We start from the raw sequence: 12,374 nt of genomic DNA on the forward strand, positions 1-12,374 counted from the left end.
TTTCGTCAAGCGGCGGGGTCGGGAAGTGGGAGGGCCGTGACCGGCTGGATGTGGCGGAAGACCTCGCGGGCGACATAGCGTTTGAGGCAGCGGACGATCTCACGCTTGGACATGCCCTGCTTGGTGCGTCGCTCCAGGTAGGAACGGGTGCGCTCGTCCCAGCGTATGCGTGTCATGACGATGCGGTAGAGGGCGGCGTTGGCCTGTCGGTTGCCGCCCCGGTTGAGGCGTCGGCGCTGGGTCTTTCCAGAGGACTGCTCGACCGGGCTGGCGCCGCACAGAGCGGCGAAGGAGGCCTCGCTGACCACCCGTTCGGGGTTGTCGCCGGCGGCAATGAGCAGGGCTGCAGCGCTGTCGGGTCCGATCCCGACGACCTCCAGCAGCTGCGGGCGGTGTATGCGGACGGCCCGGGTGACCTGGCGGGTGAGCTCTTTTACCTCGGCGGTCAGGTGCTGGACCCGCCGGGCCAGCAGCCGGAGCGTGAACGCGGCCGCGTCACCGGTGTCGTCGAGGTCCGCGCATCGGTCGATCAGGGCCGGGTTCCGGAGTCCGGACAACGACTCGCGCAGTACGGGATCAACGCCCAGGAGCACGGCCTTGAGCTGGTTCATGGCCTGGGTGCGGGCCTTGACGGCCGATTCCTTGGCCAGTCTCAGGACCCGCATGTCGGCGGCCGGGCCGTCACCGGTCTTGGGTGTGGCGGTGGCGCGTCCCGACAGGACGGCGCGGGCCGCGGCATCTGCGTCGACGGCATCGGTCTTGCCGCGCTTGCGCCGGGTGGCACGGTCGGGCTGGTTGACCTCGATGACCTGGATGTTCTCCTGGCGCAGGGCTCTGACGAGCCCGGCCCCGTAGGAGCCGGTGCACTCCACGCCGGCGCGGTGCAGAGTTCCGAAGGAACGGGCCCAGACAAGCAGCTGTCGGTAGCCGGCCGCGGTGGCGGGAAACTCCTGGTGGGCCAGGAGCGCGCCGAGGACGGTGATGACGGCGGCGACGTGCACGTCCTGGTGCGTGTCGACACCGAGCACAATGTCTTCGTCCGCGCGGGGGCCGGGCTGCACGGGCAGGGTCGGCTGGGGCATGCTGGTGACGGTCACGCGGCTCCTTCATCGGCTGGGGCTTGATGGCCGACGCCGGGCCGGGTGGGCGGTCAGAACTGTGACGGTGCCTTGTAGGGCAAGGCCCCTATCGGGACACGCCCGCCGGTCCGGCGGCAGCACGCACCACCGGGGACCGGAAGCCGACAGATCTACTCCAAGGCAGCTGAGGCCAGTTGTCGCACGGGTCAGGCTCCGGCCCCCGGCAGCACCCCATGATCCTCACAGTTGTCACAGATCAGGTGGACATCGAGCTCGGCGGGGACCTCCTTGTCGAGCTTGGCGAGGAACTTCTTGAACTCCGCGGCGCGGTGGCGGCGATGGAGGGATCCGATGACCTCACCGGTGGCGGTGTTGAGCGCCGCGAACAAGGTGGTGACGCCGCCGCGCAGGTAGTCGTGGGTGCGGCGCTCGGGCATGCCGGGCATCATCGGCAGCACTGGGGCCGAGCGGTCCAACGCCTGGATCTGGCTCTTCTCGTCGACGCAGAGCACGATGGTGCGCTCGGGCGGGTCCGTGCCCACCGCCCCGGCCTGGAACGGGACCGGCCGCAAGCCCGCCCTGCGCTACCGCACGAAAGCGTTCTCGTTGAAGGACCTGGCTGCCGAAACCAGCCTCAAGGCCTACCGGCAGGCGACCTGGCGCACTGGGTCCAAGGGGCCGATGCGCTCGAGATTCCAGGTGCGGATCGTGCGTCCGGCCGGTGTCGCGGCCCGCAGACACGCGATGGCCCAGGCGGGCGGCTCCACCGCCTGGGACGGCGTTCTGCCCCCGGCGACACTGCTGAGTGAATGGCCCGCCGGCGAGAAGGCACCCACCGAGTACTGGCTGACCAGCCTGCCCGCCGACACCCCCCTGCGGCACCTGGCTCGCCTGGCGAAGATGCGCTGGCGGATCGAGCACGACTACCGCGAGATGAAGCACGGCCTGGGCCTGGACCACTTCGAAGGCCGCACCTGGCGCGGCTGGCACCACCACACCACCCTCGTCACCGCGGCCCACGCCTTCCTCACCCTCCGCCGTCTCGACCCAAAAGCAACAGCGCCGGCCTGACCTTCTACCAGGTCCTCGACACGCTCCAGGACCTCATACGCGCATGGACCGGCACATGCCCCACCTGCCACCGCGGCATCCCCGCTTCAGCTCCGCCAGAACACCACCCACGCCAGCCAACCTAACGAAGTACTACTAGTGTCCTGCGCCGGAAGTTCCTAGGTAGTTCGCACTGAGCCTCAGGCGGTCAACACGCCTGGTTGCTGGACCGGACCCAAACGCCGGTGCGAGACAGGATCTACCAACGGATTACTGGCGCAGGACACTAACAGACACATGCGCGTTCACGCCGCACGGCCGGTTCGATCCCGGGCGGCGTTCGTCCATCAGGTCCCCGCGGGCCATCACAACAGCTCTCCACGAACTTGATCAAGATTTGGCACGGTGCCCTAACCTGTTGGCATGGGTACAGGGGGAGACCTGGTGGACGGGCGGTTCCGGCTGGTCGAACAGCTCGGAAGCGGCGGGATGGGCACGGTGTGGCGGGCGAGGGACACAGTGCTGCACCGGGAGGTCGCGCTCAAGGCCGTGCGGTCGGACGCGGAGGTGTCGGACGTCTCGCGTGAGCGCGTGCTGCGCGAAGCGCGGGCGCTGGCCCGGCTCAATCACCCGAACGTCGTGACCATCCATCACATCGTCGATGTCGATGCGGATCCGCATCCGTGGCTGGTGATGGAGCTGGTGTCCGGGCCCTCCCTCCAGGAGCGGCTCTCGGCCGGCCCGATGACGCCCGTGGAGGCGGCCGGCCTGGGACGTCAGGTGCTGTCCGCGCTGCGGGCCGCCCACGCGGTGGGCGTTCACCACCGGGACGTCAAACCCGCCAACGTGCTGCTGCGCGCGGACGGAACGGCCGTGCTCACCGACTTCGGCATCGCGGGGCTGCGGGGGGCCACCTCGCTGACGGCGACCGGTGAACTCGTCGGCTCGCCCGAGTACATCGCTCCCGAGCGCATCCGCGGCCTCGACGACGACCCCGCGTCCGACCTGTGGTCGCTCGGCCTGCTGCTGTACGTGAGCGTCGAGGGCGTCAGCCCGCTGCGGCGGGCCACGGCACTGGCCACCCTCGCCGCGGTGCTCGACGAACCCGTGCCGCCGCCGGTGCGCTCCGGCGCCCTTGCCCCCGTACTCCAGGCGCTGCTGGTACGCGACCCGGCGGCCCGTCCGGACGCCGAGCAGCTGGACGCGATGCTCGTGCGGGTGGAGTCCGGCTCGGCGCCCCGCTGGGAGCAGTCGACACTCGCTGCGCCGGTGCCGCCGCCTCCGGCTCTTCCTCCCGGGTATCCGCCCACCCAGGTGGACACCCCGAAGTCCGCCCTCGCGCCGGGCCTTCCGCGGAACCGGAAGCCGGCCGTCATCGCGGTGACCGCGGCGGTGCTGGCGGCCGCTACGGCGACGACCGTGCTGGTGCTCACACTTCGCGGTCCAGGCAACGACGAGGCGAGCAGTGCGGTGGGCACCTCGCCGAGCACGGCGTCCGCACAGCCGGCGACCACCGCGGCGAGTTTCCCGCCCGGGCGAACTGCCGAGGCATCGGCGGCTCCGACAAAGGACGCAACATCGGGCGCGACGACGGATCCGACGGGACAGCCAACCGCTGAAGCGACGCAGTCGGCCGCCGCCCCGGTCGAACAGCCTCCCCTGTCTGACGGCCGCTGGATCGCCCAGCTCTACTCCGAGCCCGTCAGCGCGGGCATCGCCGCGCGTGACAAACGGCTCGCCACGATTCGGCAGTCGGTGCCCGAAGCGGAGGTGCTCCGCAGCGACGACTATGCGTCGTTGCGCCCGGGCTACTGGGTGATCCACGCCCCGGGCCCCTTTCCCGACGGACGCTCCGCACTGGCCTTCTGCGCCGCGCGCGGCAGAACCACGGCCAACTCCTGCATCGGCCGCTACCTGAGCACGAGCGCGTCCGATTTCCCCCTCCAGTGCCGCCCCCCGGCCGACCACCCGACCGGCCGCTGCACCCGCCCCTGACCCAAAGCGTTGCAGAGACCGGCGTCTTCTGACCGGCACACCGGTTCTGCCACGCACACCAAGGAGCCCCGTTCCCTGCCGGAACGGGGCTCCCGTGCGCAGGCTTCCGGCCGGTCGATCCGGCCGGTGCGCCGCGGTTACGACGCCAGGCGGTACGCGCGCAGGACGGTCTGTTCCACGGTGCCGCCGTCGGTGCCCTGTGCCGTCGCCTTCAGGGAGACGAAGGGGCCGGCGCCGGCGGGCGGGTCGACGGTGACGCGGTACTCGCCGCCGTCGGCCGCGGATACCTTGGCGTTCTGCCAGGTCGTGCCGTCGTCGAAGGAGACCCGCACCGTGAGGCGTTCCGTCCCGGCCGCGGGTGCGCCCGGCTGCCGGTCCACGTGGGTGACCAGGGTGTGCCGGGTGCGGGGCACCGTGTTGGTGACATCGACGGGGGCGGTGAAGCGCACCACCGAGAGCGGCAGCGCGGCGGTGCGCGTCGTGCCGCCCGGGCCCGGCTTCAGCAGCGGAGCGGAACGTCCAGGCCGTCTCCACCGTGGTGGACAGCGGCGCCCACGGTTCGTCACGGGTGGCCCGCGCCGTCAGGCGGTAGGCGGCCTCGCCGTCGGGTACGACGAACGCGGCCTGCGTCCAGTCACTCGACCCGACCTTCTGCCCGTCCCGCGACAGGGTGATGCGCACCGTGTCCTGCAGCCGGTGCGGCCACGGGTTTCCGTAGTGGTTGGGGGCCGCGTCGCTGAACAACTGCGGTTCCACGCTCATCGTGCCGTCGCTGCTGCGGCCCATCGGCGGCACGCCGCCCCTGAGCGGCACCAGCGCCGGGCCGATGACGGCCGCGTTCCAGCGGTCCACGCAGGTGCGGCCGGCCGCGCAGGTGACGACGCCGGTCTGGGCAATGTACTTGTGAGCGTATTCGCCACCCGTATCTTCTCCCATGCCGAAGGACGCCTCCCGGTACTGGCCGCGCACCGTCACGTATTCGGTGCGTGTCGCGGGCAGGGCGAAGTCCGACTCCTCGATGCTGAATGTCCCCACACCGGCCTCGGTGGCGTAGCTGTCCGCCTCACCCACCGTACCGGGGCCCTGCGCGTGGTACACGTTCTTGATCACGGCGAGGTCCTTGCGGGCCACGCGGAAGGAGGGGTCGGGAAGAGAGCCCGTCGTGCGGACCAGCAGGTCGTAGTGGCCGGGCAGTTGTCCCTTCGTGGCCGTTGTGCCGTTCTGGGTACTGCGGACGACGAAGTCCAGCACGCCGTGGGACACATGGCCGCCCGGCAGGACAAAGAGCCTCCCGGGCCAGCTCGTCATGTGACGCTCCTCCGTACACTCCCCTCCCGCTGCGGCGCGGTAGCAGTAGACGGCGGACAGGGAGTACGGCTGTGCCCCGGAGCCGGGGACGACGACACCGATCTCCTCGCCGTCCCGGGCGTCGACCGTGCGCTCGGTGTCCTGACGGATGTCCAGTTCCGGCTGGAGGAACATGGTCGCTGTCGCCGGAGCCCCGGCGGTCGCTGGGGTGACCACGGTGCCGCCGAGGTTGTAGCGGCCTTCGGGCACGCGGGCCATGGCCGTGCCGTCGGTGAAGGTGAGGTCGAAGTCCTCACCGGTCGACAGGTTCGTCAGCGACACCGAGGCCGAGTGCAGGTCCTCGCGGGAAGGGGGCTGGAGCGGTGCTCCGTTGCGGTCGACGGCCTTGACCACGACCTGGTGGTGCACGGCCTCCTTCGTGACGGCGAACGCGGGGCCGGTCACCGCGACGCCGCCCTCGGCGGTCGCGGTCAGCCGTCCGTTGAAAAAGGTGCCGGCCGCCGCGGTGCCGGGGTCGACGGAGACGGTCGTCCGTGCCGTTCCCCCGGCCGGGACGGTCACGGTGTCCGGCGACACGGTGAACAGCCCGGCCGGTGCCGGAGCCCCCGACCGGTCGGGGGCGGTGGGGGTCACGGTGAGCACGACATCGGCCGTACCGGCGTTGTGGTACGTGACGGTACGGGTGACCGGCGTCGCGGCCTCGGGGTCGGCGAAGTACACCCCGGTGTCCTCGGCGGTTGCCCACACGTTCTGGGAGACGGCACGGGCCACGTCCAGACGTCCGGCACCCTGCTCGTAGGCGCCCTGCCCGGCGACCGGCTTCGCCGAGGACATCAGCGCCGCCTTGAGCTGCGCTCCGTCCCAGTCGCGGTGCGCCTGGGCGAGCAGTGCAGCGGCGCCCGCAACGTGCGGCGCGGCCATCGACGTGCCGGACAGGGCGGTGTAACGCTCCCCGGCCGGAGTGCCGATGGAGGTGCCGGCGGCGCGCGCCGCGACGATGTTCACCCCCGGGGCGGTCACATCGGGCTTCACCGCGTGACCGCCCTCCCGGGGGCCCTGGCTCGAGAAGTCGGCGAGCGTGTCGTCACGTCCGACAGCGCCCACGGTCAGCGCGGCATCGGCCGTACCGGGCGTACCCACCGTACCGGCGCCCCCGTCATTGCCCGCCGACGCCACGAACAGCGTGCCGTAGCGGGCAGAAAGGCTGTCGACGGCCTGCGACAGCGGGTCCGTTCCGTCGCTCGGCCCACCGCCCAGACTCATGTTGACGACGGTGGCCCGCGCCGCTGCCCACTCCATGCCCTGCAGCACCCACGACTCCTGGCCCTCGCCGTCGTCGTCCAGCACCTTGCCCACGAGGAGTTCGGCATCGGGCGCCACGCCCCGGAAACGGCCGCCGGCTCCGGCGCCGTCCCCGGCGATCGTGGAGGCCACGTGCGTGCCGTGGCCGACTCTGTCCGGAGCGCTGCCACCGATGACACCACTGTCCGCCGTGAAGTCGGACGACTCACCGAGCGAGCCGGCGAAATCCGGGTGCGTGGCGTCGATCCCGGTGTCCAGCACCGCGACCTTCACGCCCTTTCCCGTCCAGCCGGACTTCCACGCCTGAGGCGCACCGATCTGGGCCGTGCTGCGGTCCAGACCGGCCCTGACCCTGCCGTCGAGCCACACCTTGGCCACACCGGGAGCCAGTGCCGCCGTCTTCCCGCGCTCACCCGCGTTGGCGGGACCCAGCTCCCGCCACACGCGGGAAAGGCGCTTCTTGTCCGCCCGCAGCGCGGCCCCGTGAACGCTCTTCAGCCCCCGCACCGTACGGGCCCCCTCCGGTGGCGCGGGAACGGAGCTCTTGCCGGCGGACCTGTCGTAGGTGACGATCAGCGGCAGTTGGGCGCTGTGCGTGTCGTCGTATCTCTGCGACACGAGCTCCTTGATGTCGAACAGTCGCTTGTCCAGCCGTCCCGACCGCAGCGGACCCACCGCGTCCTGCGGCACCAGGGACACCGACCCCCCGGAGCCCCGCTGGAAGAACATCATGTCCTCGCGCCCCGGGCCGGGCCGCACCGACATCACGGACACCGCGTTCCCCGCGCCGACCCGGACCGTGACCTGATCCCCCGTAATGAGCGTGACCTTCACCACGCGTCCTGTCCCGACCGCCGTGGCCGCCGCCGGCGTGACCCCGCCGGGCAGCGGCGCACCGGCGGGTGGGGCGAGCGTCGTGCCGACCACCAGAGCGCCCAGCACGGCGGCGCTCAAGGGGCCCGACGCACGTATGCCTCGCATACGCATCCTCTCGATGACGCGGTCCCCGCAGCGCTCCGCCATGCGTCGGCAACCAACGAGCGGGGGCGCGGGGCCGCTTGCTCACATGCCTTCGACCGGACGACGGCGGCATGAGGCCGTGAGGACGTCACCGGACGCCGGACGCCGGGGAATTCCCGCGAAAAGTTTCCGGCGCCCCGTGACATCCCTCCGGCCGGTCCGCTCCGTCGATGTGGTCAGAGACGAAAGGAGGGCCTGTGTTGCGTACCGGGGACCTGGAGGATTTCCGTGGTTTCGCCGAGGAGCGGCTGCCGCATCTGCGGCGCACCGCCTACCTGATGTGCGGGGACTGGCACCACGCCGAGGACATCACACAGACGGCGTTGACCAAGCTCTACTCCGTGTGGGGACGGCGCCGGCGGATACGGAACCTGGAGGCGTACGCCCACCGCGTACTGACCCGGGCCTGCATCGACCACACACGGCGACGCTGGCGGCGGGAGCACCCCGCCCGGGAACTTCCCGACCATGCCGAGCCCGCCGCGGACCTGGCACTCGAGCTCCAGGTACGCGCGGCACTGGACGACCTGCCGGTGCGCCAGCGCGCCGCGGTGGTCCTGCGCTACTGGGCCGACCTGGACATCGCCGCGACGGCCGCGGCCATGGGCTGCTCCACCAGCACCGTGAAGAGCCACACCGCGCGGGCACTGACCCGTCTGCGGGCCCTCCTGGGCAACGACCACAGTCCCGACACCCTCGGGACGCTCGCCCAGTCCACCCACCACACCCGAGAGAAGGTCACTCTGTCATGAGCAACCAGGACGTCAGGAACCTGCTGGAGGCCGGGATCGGCGAGGAACCACCGGTACGGACCACCGTGGACGCCGTGGTCGCGGCCGGACGGCACGTCAGGACCCGGCGACGTCTCGCGCTCACCGGCGCGGGCGTCACCTCCGCGGCCGCGGTTGCCGCACTGGTCCTGGTCGCACCCGGTGCCGGTCCGGCCACGAGTGCATCCGCCGCCGACCCGCTCCTCGGCCCGCTGGTGCCAGCCGGTGTCGGCACCGACACTCCTCGCCCGGTACGGCCCGACAGCGTCAATTGGGGGGTCGAGCATACGACACGCTGGAGCAGCAAGCGGCTTGCCGACACCCTCGTCGCACTGCTCCCCGAGGGCCGGACGACCACTAAGGACGGTGACATCAAGGGCCGGACCTTCCAGGTGACCTGGGACAACGGCGGCGAAGAGGTCACGTTCATCGGTAGCGTGGGGTACACGGCCAAGGAGCCGAACCTGCCGTTCTGCGCGGAGTTCCCGGAGCCGAAGATCACGCCCAGGCCCGGTGCTGTGTACAACCACGCGGAGACAAGCCACTGCGAGACGGTCGAACTAGCCGACGGGGCACGGGCGGAATCGTCGACACTGCGGTTCTCCGCCGACGGCAGTGAGTCCCAGTACGTACTGGTGCACCGCAAGGACGGCCGGAGCGTGGCCCTTCAGCAGATGACGGATCGGCCGACGAAGCAGGTGCCGCTGGACGCCGACGCGCTGCTGGACATCGCGAACAGCCCGTCCTGGCAGTTCTGACCGGCATCGTCACATCCGCCGCCCCGGTGAAATCGGAGCCGTTGCGGCACATCGCCGTCCGGGGCGCCGAGGTGAACACCCGGTAGCAGCGGGCCCGCTGCTACCGGGCTCTCTTGAAAATGACCTGAGCCTGCGCGCGTTGGCTGATCAAGCCCCGACGGCCATGGAAGACGCTGTCCGACGTCGAGCTCGCCACCGCCGAGTACGTCGACTGGTACAACCACCGACGCCTCCACGGTGAGATAGGCCATGTCCCGCCCGTCGAATACGAGAACAACCACTACCTCGCAACCACGAAACCCCAGGTCACAACCAACATCTGAGATCTCTACCGAACCCGGAGCGGTTCAGTCGAAACAGCCCAGACTTGCAGGAGCCACTCCTCAACACCTTCGTAGTACAACTCGTGTCCGACGAGCGCTTCGGCCTCTGCCCGACCGCGGCAATAGGCCCTCAGCCGGTAGGAACCTGGCTCGCCAACCGGCAACGGGTGCCCAACTGGGCCGCCGTCCCACTCGCGGAGGCACACAGTCCCGGTGCCGGTGCGAAAGTCCGCTTCTTCGACTGCTTCCCACAAGTCCTGCGGGTCTGGCTCTGCCAGCCATGCTTCGAGGCGCACCAATGGGTAGAAGTCGTTGCCGCCAGTGCGGAGGAGCGCGCCCGGGCCTGCCGGTATGACGATTCGGGATGAGCGCGCCCATCCCTGAGGGAGTTGGAGGTTGTCTTCCTGGTCGACCAGTTGGAACTGGCGGTATTCGATGCGGGGCTTTGCCCCGTCGATGGCGGCACGAGGCTGGGGGGCGGACATGAGCCTTCCTTCCGAGCTTGTCTATCGCTCTCCCCGGCCCGGATTGAGTTTCGGGCCGGGGAGTGTCGTTGCTACGGCGCGGCTGCGCTACCGTCGGCGAGGAGGCCCTACTGGATCACGATGACGTAGAAGGGGTCCGAGTCGAGCACTCGCTGGCGGTCGTAGAACTTTCCCAGAAGGCGTCCGGCCGCCTGGTTGTCATCTGAGTCCAGGGCGCGGGCCGAGTACCGGTTGTCTCCTGCGGCTGCTCCTTGGATGGTTGATTGGAAGGGGTACTCGTCACAGTCGAGGCCGCGTGTCGAGTAGTCGGTGCCGAAGAACTGCCGACAGGTCCGGACGGCTTGGGCGTGGTTGTTGTCGCGGAGGCGAGTGTCATGGTAAATGCGGTTCAGTGGCAGGCCGCTGTAGATTGACCCGGGCACCGTTTTACCCAGCCACATGGGGAATGTGACTTCGGGCTGTTCCTGCGCATCGATGATGTGCTGCGCGGTCTCGTTCACATCAGGGTCAGCGATATACAGGTCGTACCAGAGTTCCTCTGTCTGGTCGAAGACGCAGCCTTGGGATGGGACGTAGGTGGCTGAGTCGCACCGGAACCCGTTTGCGCCGGTGGTGACCGTATTGCCGCCGGTGATGGTTGCGGTCCCCCAGAAGTCGTACCAGCTGAGCAGGTCTGTTCCCACAGCGTTGGTCTCAGGGGATGAGAACTTGAAGAACATGCTGGGGACTCTGATCCACTGCTGGATCGTCTGAGTCATCTTGTTGCCCAGCGGGTAGTCGATGCACGCGGACCCCTTGGACACGGAACACTTCATCTCGAAGGTCAGCGGGGTTGCAAGGAGTTCTGAGGCGACTCCCGAGAGTCGGAAGTTGTCGGGATACCCGACGAATGAGATTTCACGGGAACCGACCTCGCCAACGCCGAGGAGTGAGAGCCGGAACCCGACCCGGGCCTTGGGGGTGCACCCTTTGCTCGTGCATTCATCAAGAGTGATGAGGTATGTACCGAATTGGCACCATGTGAAGTGGTCGATGACCAGACCTTGGGCGACCTGGGCGCTTGGTGCGTCCTGGCACTCGACTGCGCTGCCGGGGAGGTCGGCGGCTCGGGCCAGGGTGCTGCTTTCGCGTAGGTCCTGGAACTTCTGGGCGAGTTGCACTCGTTCCTTGAGCTGGGCTGGCGACTGCTGGGGGATGTTCCGCTTGGGCCGGCCGTCCTGGGCGGAGAGGCTAGGCGGCGCAGATGACGGGGCGTCTAACAGCTTACTGTCAGTGGCCGGGGTGTCAGGGGAGCGTTCCGCCTCGATGGTGACGACCTTGCGGACATTTGGCTGTGCGGATGCGGCGGCTACGGGAGATGCGCCGCCGACGACCATCAGCAGTAAAGCGGCGAGCGGGGTGGCGAGCGCTGCTCGTATGGATCTCATGAATCCTTCTTGTAGTTGATCGCTGACAGGGCGTGACGGCTGTTGATCTTACGAGTCGACCAGCGCCAACTCATGGTCAAGATTTGCTATTTGGCTTAATCATTTTGCAAAGTGACTTGTTGTGCGGCCTGGTTCACCAGGCCGAAAACGGGCGCTCGCTGGAGCCGGCGCCCGCATGTCACGCCGTTCCTGGCCTAATCGACGGCAACGCATAAATTTCGGCTGATTACCGAATTTGAAAGTGTGGTGTCGCAGCGATCGTGAGGGCGCCGAGGAGACAGGTGGCCAGCGTCGATCATCTGGACGAGATCGACCACGTCATCAGGGACGTCCGTTCCTTCTCCGCCTACCCGAGTCGACCGAGACGGAGGGCGTCCCTGATTTCGCTGAGCTTCGCGGTCGTCGCTGGGGTCCGCTCCTTCGCCTGCTCACCGAGACGGAGGGCATCCTCAATCTCGCTGAGCTTCGCGGAGGACAGGATGCCCGCTTGTTCGATCAGGTCGTCCCGAGACACTGTGGTCAGCCACGTGCAAGGGGTAAAGCCTGGACGAGGGAACGCGATCCGCAGCACGCCTTCAAAGGGCAGTCCTTCCACGGCTCCTACTGCCACTTCGATGCCCAGACCGCTGATGTCGACGCCCGCTGGAGCGACGACCTGCATCACCCGGATCCCGGACGCGTCGTCTCCCGACAGCAGTACGACCGGCCGCCGCTCGTCGAACGCGGCCCACCAGACCTCGCCACGTTGCACATGTCCTCCTGAGAAGCCGTTATCAAAGCGATCTTGCAGCTTGAAGATCGGACGGGAGTGCGGGTCTCGCTCCCGTTTGGATGATCACGGACTGGTCAGCGCATGA

At 69.0% G+C, this 12,374-nt stretch carries 12 protein-coding genes and 3 pseudogenes; 8 read left to right on the forward strand and 7 right to left on the reverse strand.

The window, feature by feature from the left end; genetic code table 11:
- Window positions 1–5: 5 nt before the first annotated feature.
- Together ACFY4A_RS39375 and ACFY4A_RS39380 are read right to left on the reverse strand one after the other, a co-directional pair.
- A complete protein-coding gene (locus tag ACFY4A_RS39375; RefSeq protein ID WP_390834124.1) occupies window positions 6–1,097 on the reverse strand; it encodes an IS110 family transposase in 1,092 nt (363 codons plus the stop codon).
- A 215-nt stretch (window positions 1,098–1,312) separates the two neighbouring features.
- Window positions 1,313–1,612: pseudogene (locus ACFY4A_RS39380) on the reverse strand (IS630 family transposase); the annotation flags it as partial.
- A gap of 4 nt (window positions 1,613–1,616) precedes the next feature.
- On the opposite strand from ACFY4A_RS39380, the pseudogene ACFY4A_RS39385 reads away from it, so the two are divergent.
- Window positions 1,617–2,150, forward strand: a pseudogene (locus ACFY4A_RS39385) (transposase); the annotation flags it as partial.
- 402 nt (window positions 2,151–2,552) lie between these two features.
- Entirely contained in the window at window positions 2,553–4,124 is a 1,572-nt protein-coding gene (locus tag ACFY4A_RS39390) for a protein kinase (RefSeq protein WP_390834125.1), read from the forward strand.
- A 137-nt stretch (window positions 4,125–4,261) separates the two neighbouring features.
- On the opposite strand, the gene ACFY4A_RS39395 is transcribed toward ACFY4A_RS39390, so the two are convergent.
- On the reverse strand, window positions 4,262–4,573 hold the full coding sequence (locus ACFY4A_RS39395; RefSeq protein ID WP_390834126.1) for a hypothetical protein: 312 nt from the start codon (window positions 4,571–4,573) through the stop codon (window positions 4,262–4,264).
- Between the two features lie 314 nt (window positions 4,574–4,887).
- Here ACFY4A_RS39395 and ACFY4A_RS39400 point away from each other — a divergent pair, with 314 nt between their 5' ends.
- Both ACFY4A_RS39400 and ACFY4A_RS39405 read left to right on the forward strand, forming a co-directional pair.
- On the forward strand, window positions 4,888–5,031 hold the full coding sequence (locus tag ACFY4A_RS39400) for a hypothetical protein (protein WP_390834128.1): 144 nt from the start codon (window positions 4,888–4,890) through the stop codon (window positions 5,029–5,031).
- A 786-nt stretch (window positions 5,032–5,817) separates the two neighbouring features.
- Entirely contained in the window at window positions 5,818–6,231 is a 414-nt protein-coding gene (locus tag ACFY4A_RS39405; protein ID WP_390834129.1) for a hypothetical protein, read from the forward strand.
- A 14-nt stretch (window positions 6,232–6,245) separates the two neighbouring features.
- On the opposite strand, the pseudogene ACFY4A_RS39410 reads toward ACFY4A_RS39405, so the two are convergent.
- Window positions 6,246–7,433, reverse strand: a pseudogene (locus tag ACFY4A_RS39410) (S8 family serine peptidase); the annotation flags it as partial.
- On the opposite strand from ACFY4A_RS39410, the gene ACFY4A_RS39415 reads away from it, so the two are divergent.
- The 4 genes from ACFY4A_RS39415 to ACFY4A_RS39430 all read left to right on the forward strand — a co-directional run bounded on the left by ACFY4A_RS39415 (window position 7,363) and on the right by ACFY4A_RS39430 (window position 9,605).
- Window positions 7,363–7,542, forward strand: coding sequence for a hypothetical protein (locus ACFY4A_RS39415; RefSeq protein ID WP_390834130.1), 180 nt, complete (start codon window positions 7,363–7,365; stop codon window positions 7,540–7,542). The pseudogene ACFY4A_RS39410 and the gene ACFY4A_RS39415 overlap by 71 nt on opposite strands.
- Before the next feature lie 409 nt (window positions 7,543–7,951).
- A complete protein-coding gene (locus ACFY4A_RS39420) occupies window positions 7,952–8,506 on the forward strand; it encodes a SigE family RNA polymerase sigma factor (protein ID WP_390834131.1) in 555 nt (184 codons plus the stop codon).
- Window positions 8,503–9,282 carry a hypothetical protein gene (locus ACFY4A_RS39425; protein WP_390834132.1) on the forward strand — a complete coding sequence of 260 codons (780 nt, stop codon included), beginning with the start codon at window positions 8,503–8,505 and terminating at the stop codon, window positions 9,280–9,282. Before ACFY4A_RS39420 ends, ACFY4A_RS39425 begins: the two co-directional genes overlap by 4 nt.
- Before the next feature lie 146 nt (window positions 9,283–9,428).
- On the forward strand, window positions 9,429–9,605 hold the full coding sequence (locus ACFY4A_RS39430) for an IS3 family transposase (protein WP_390834136.1): 177 nt from the start codon (window positions 9,429–9,431) through the stop codon (window positions 9,603–9,605).
- A gap of 5 nt (window positions 9,606–9,610) precedes the next feature.
- Here the strand turns inward: ACFY4A_RS39430 and ACFY4A_RS39435 are convergent, their stop codons facing one another.
- The 3 genes from ACFY4A_RS39435 to ACFY4A_RS39445 all read right to left on the reverse strand — a co-directional run bounded on the left by ACFY4A_RS39435 (window position 9,611) and on the right by ACFY4A_RS39445 (window position 12,268).
- Window positions 9,611–10,090 (reverse strand): hypothetical protein, encoded by a 480-nt coding sequence (locus tag ACFY4A_RS39435; protein WP_390834133.1) that lies wholly within the window; start codon window positions 10,088–10,090, stop codon window positions 9,611–9,613.
- 107 nt (window positions 10,091–10,197) lie between these two features.
- On the reverse strand, window positions 10,198–11,517 hold the full coding sequence (locus tag ACFY4A_RS39440) for a NucA/NucB deoxyribonuclease domain-containing protein (protein ID WP_390834134.1): 1,320 nt from the start codon (window positions 11,515–11,517) through the stop codon (window positions 10,198–10,200).
- 346 nt (window positions 11,518–11,863) lie between these two features.
- Window positions 11,864–12,268, reverse strand: coding sequence for a type II toxin-antitoxin system PemK/MazF family toxin (locus ACFY4A_RS39445; protein WP_376505212.1), 405 nt, complete (start codon window positions 12,266–12,268; stop codon window positions 11,864–11,866).
- Between the last annotated feature and the right edge of the window lie 106 nt (window positions 12,269–12,374).

Origin of the sequence: Streptomyces sp. NPDC001292 (assembly GCF_042896465.1) — a bacterium.
Taxonomy (GTDB): Bacteria; Actinomycetota; Actinomycetes; order Streptomycetales; family Streptomycetaceae; genus Streptomyces.

Bases quoted from the DNA above. Each gene is read 5' to 3' on its own strand.
- ACFY4A_RS39440 (WP_390834134.1), bottom strand. From the start codon at position 11,517: ATGAGATCCATACGAGCAGCGCTCGCCACCCCGCTCGCCGCTTTACTG.
- ACFY4A_RS39425 (WP_390834132.1), top strand. From the start codon at position 8,503: ATGAGCAACCAGGACGTCAGGAACCTGCTGGAGGCCGGGATCGGCGAG.
- ACFY4A_RS39390 (WP_390834125.1), top strand. From the start codon at position 2,553: ATGGGTACAGGGGGAGACCTGGTGGACGGGCGGTTCCGGCTGGTCGAA.
- ACFY4A_RS39435 (WP_390834133.1), bottom strand. From the start codon at position 10,090: ATGTCCGCCCCCCAGCCTCGTGCCGCCATCGACGGGGCAAAGCCCCGC.
- ACFY4A_RS39415 (WP_390834130.1), top strand. From the start codon at position 7,363: ATGTCGAACAGTCGCTTGTCCAGCCGTCCCGACCGCAGCGGACCCACC.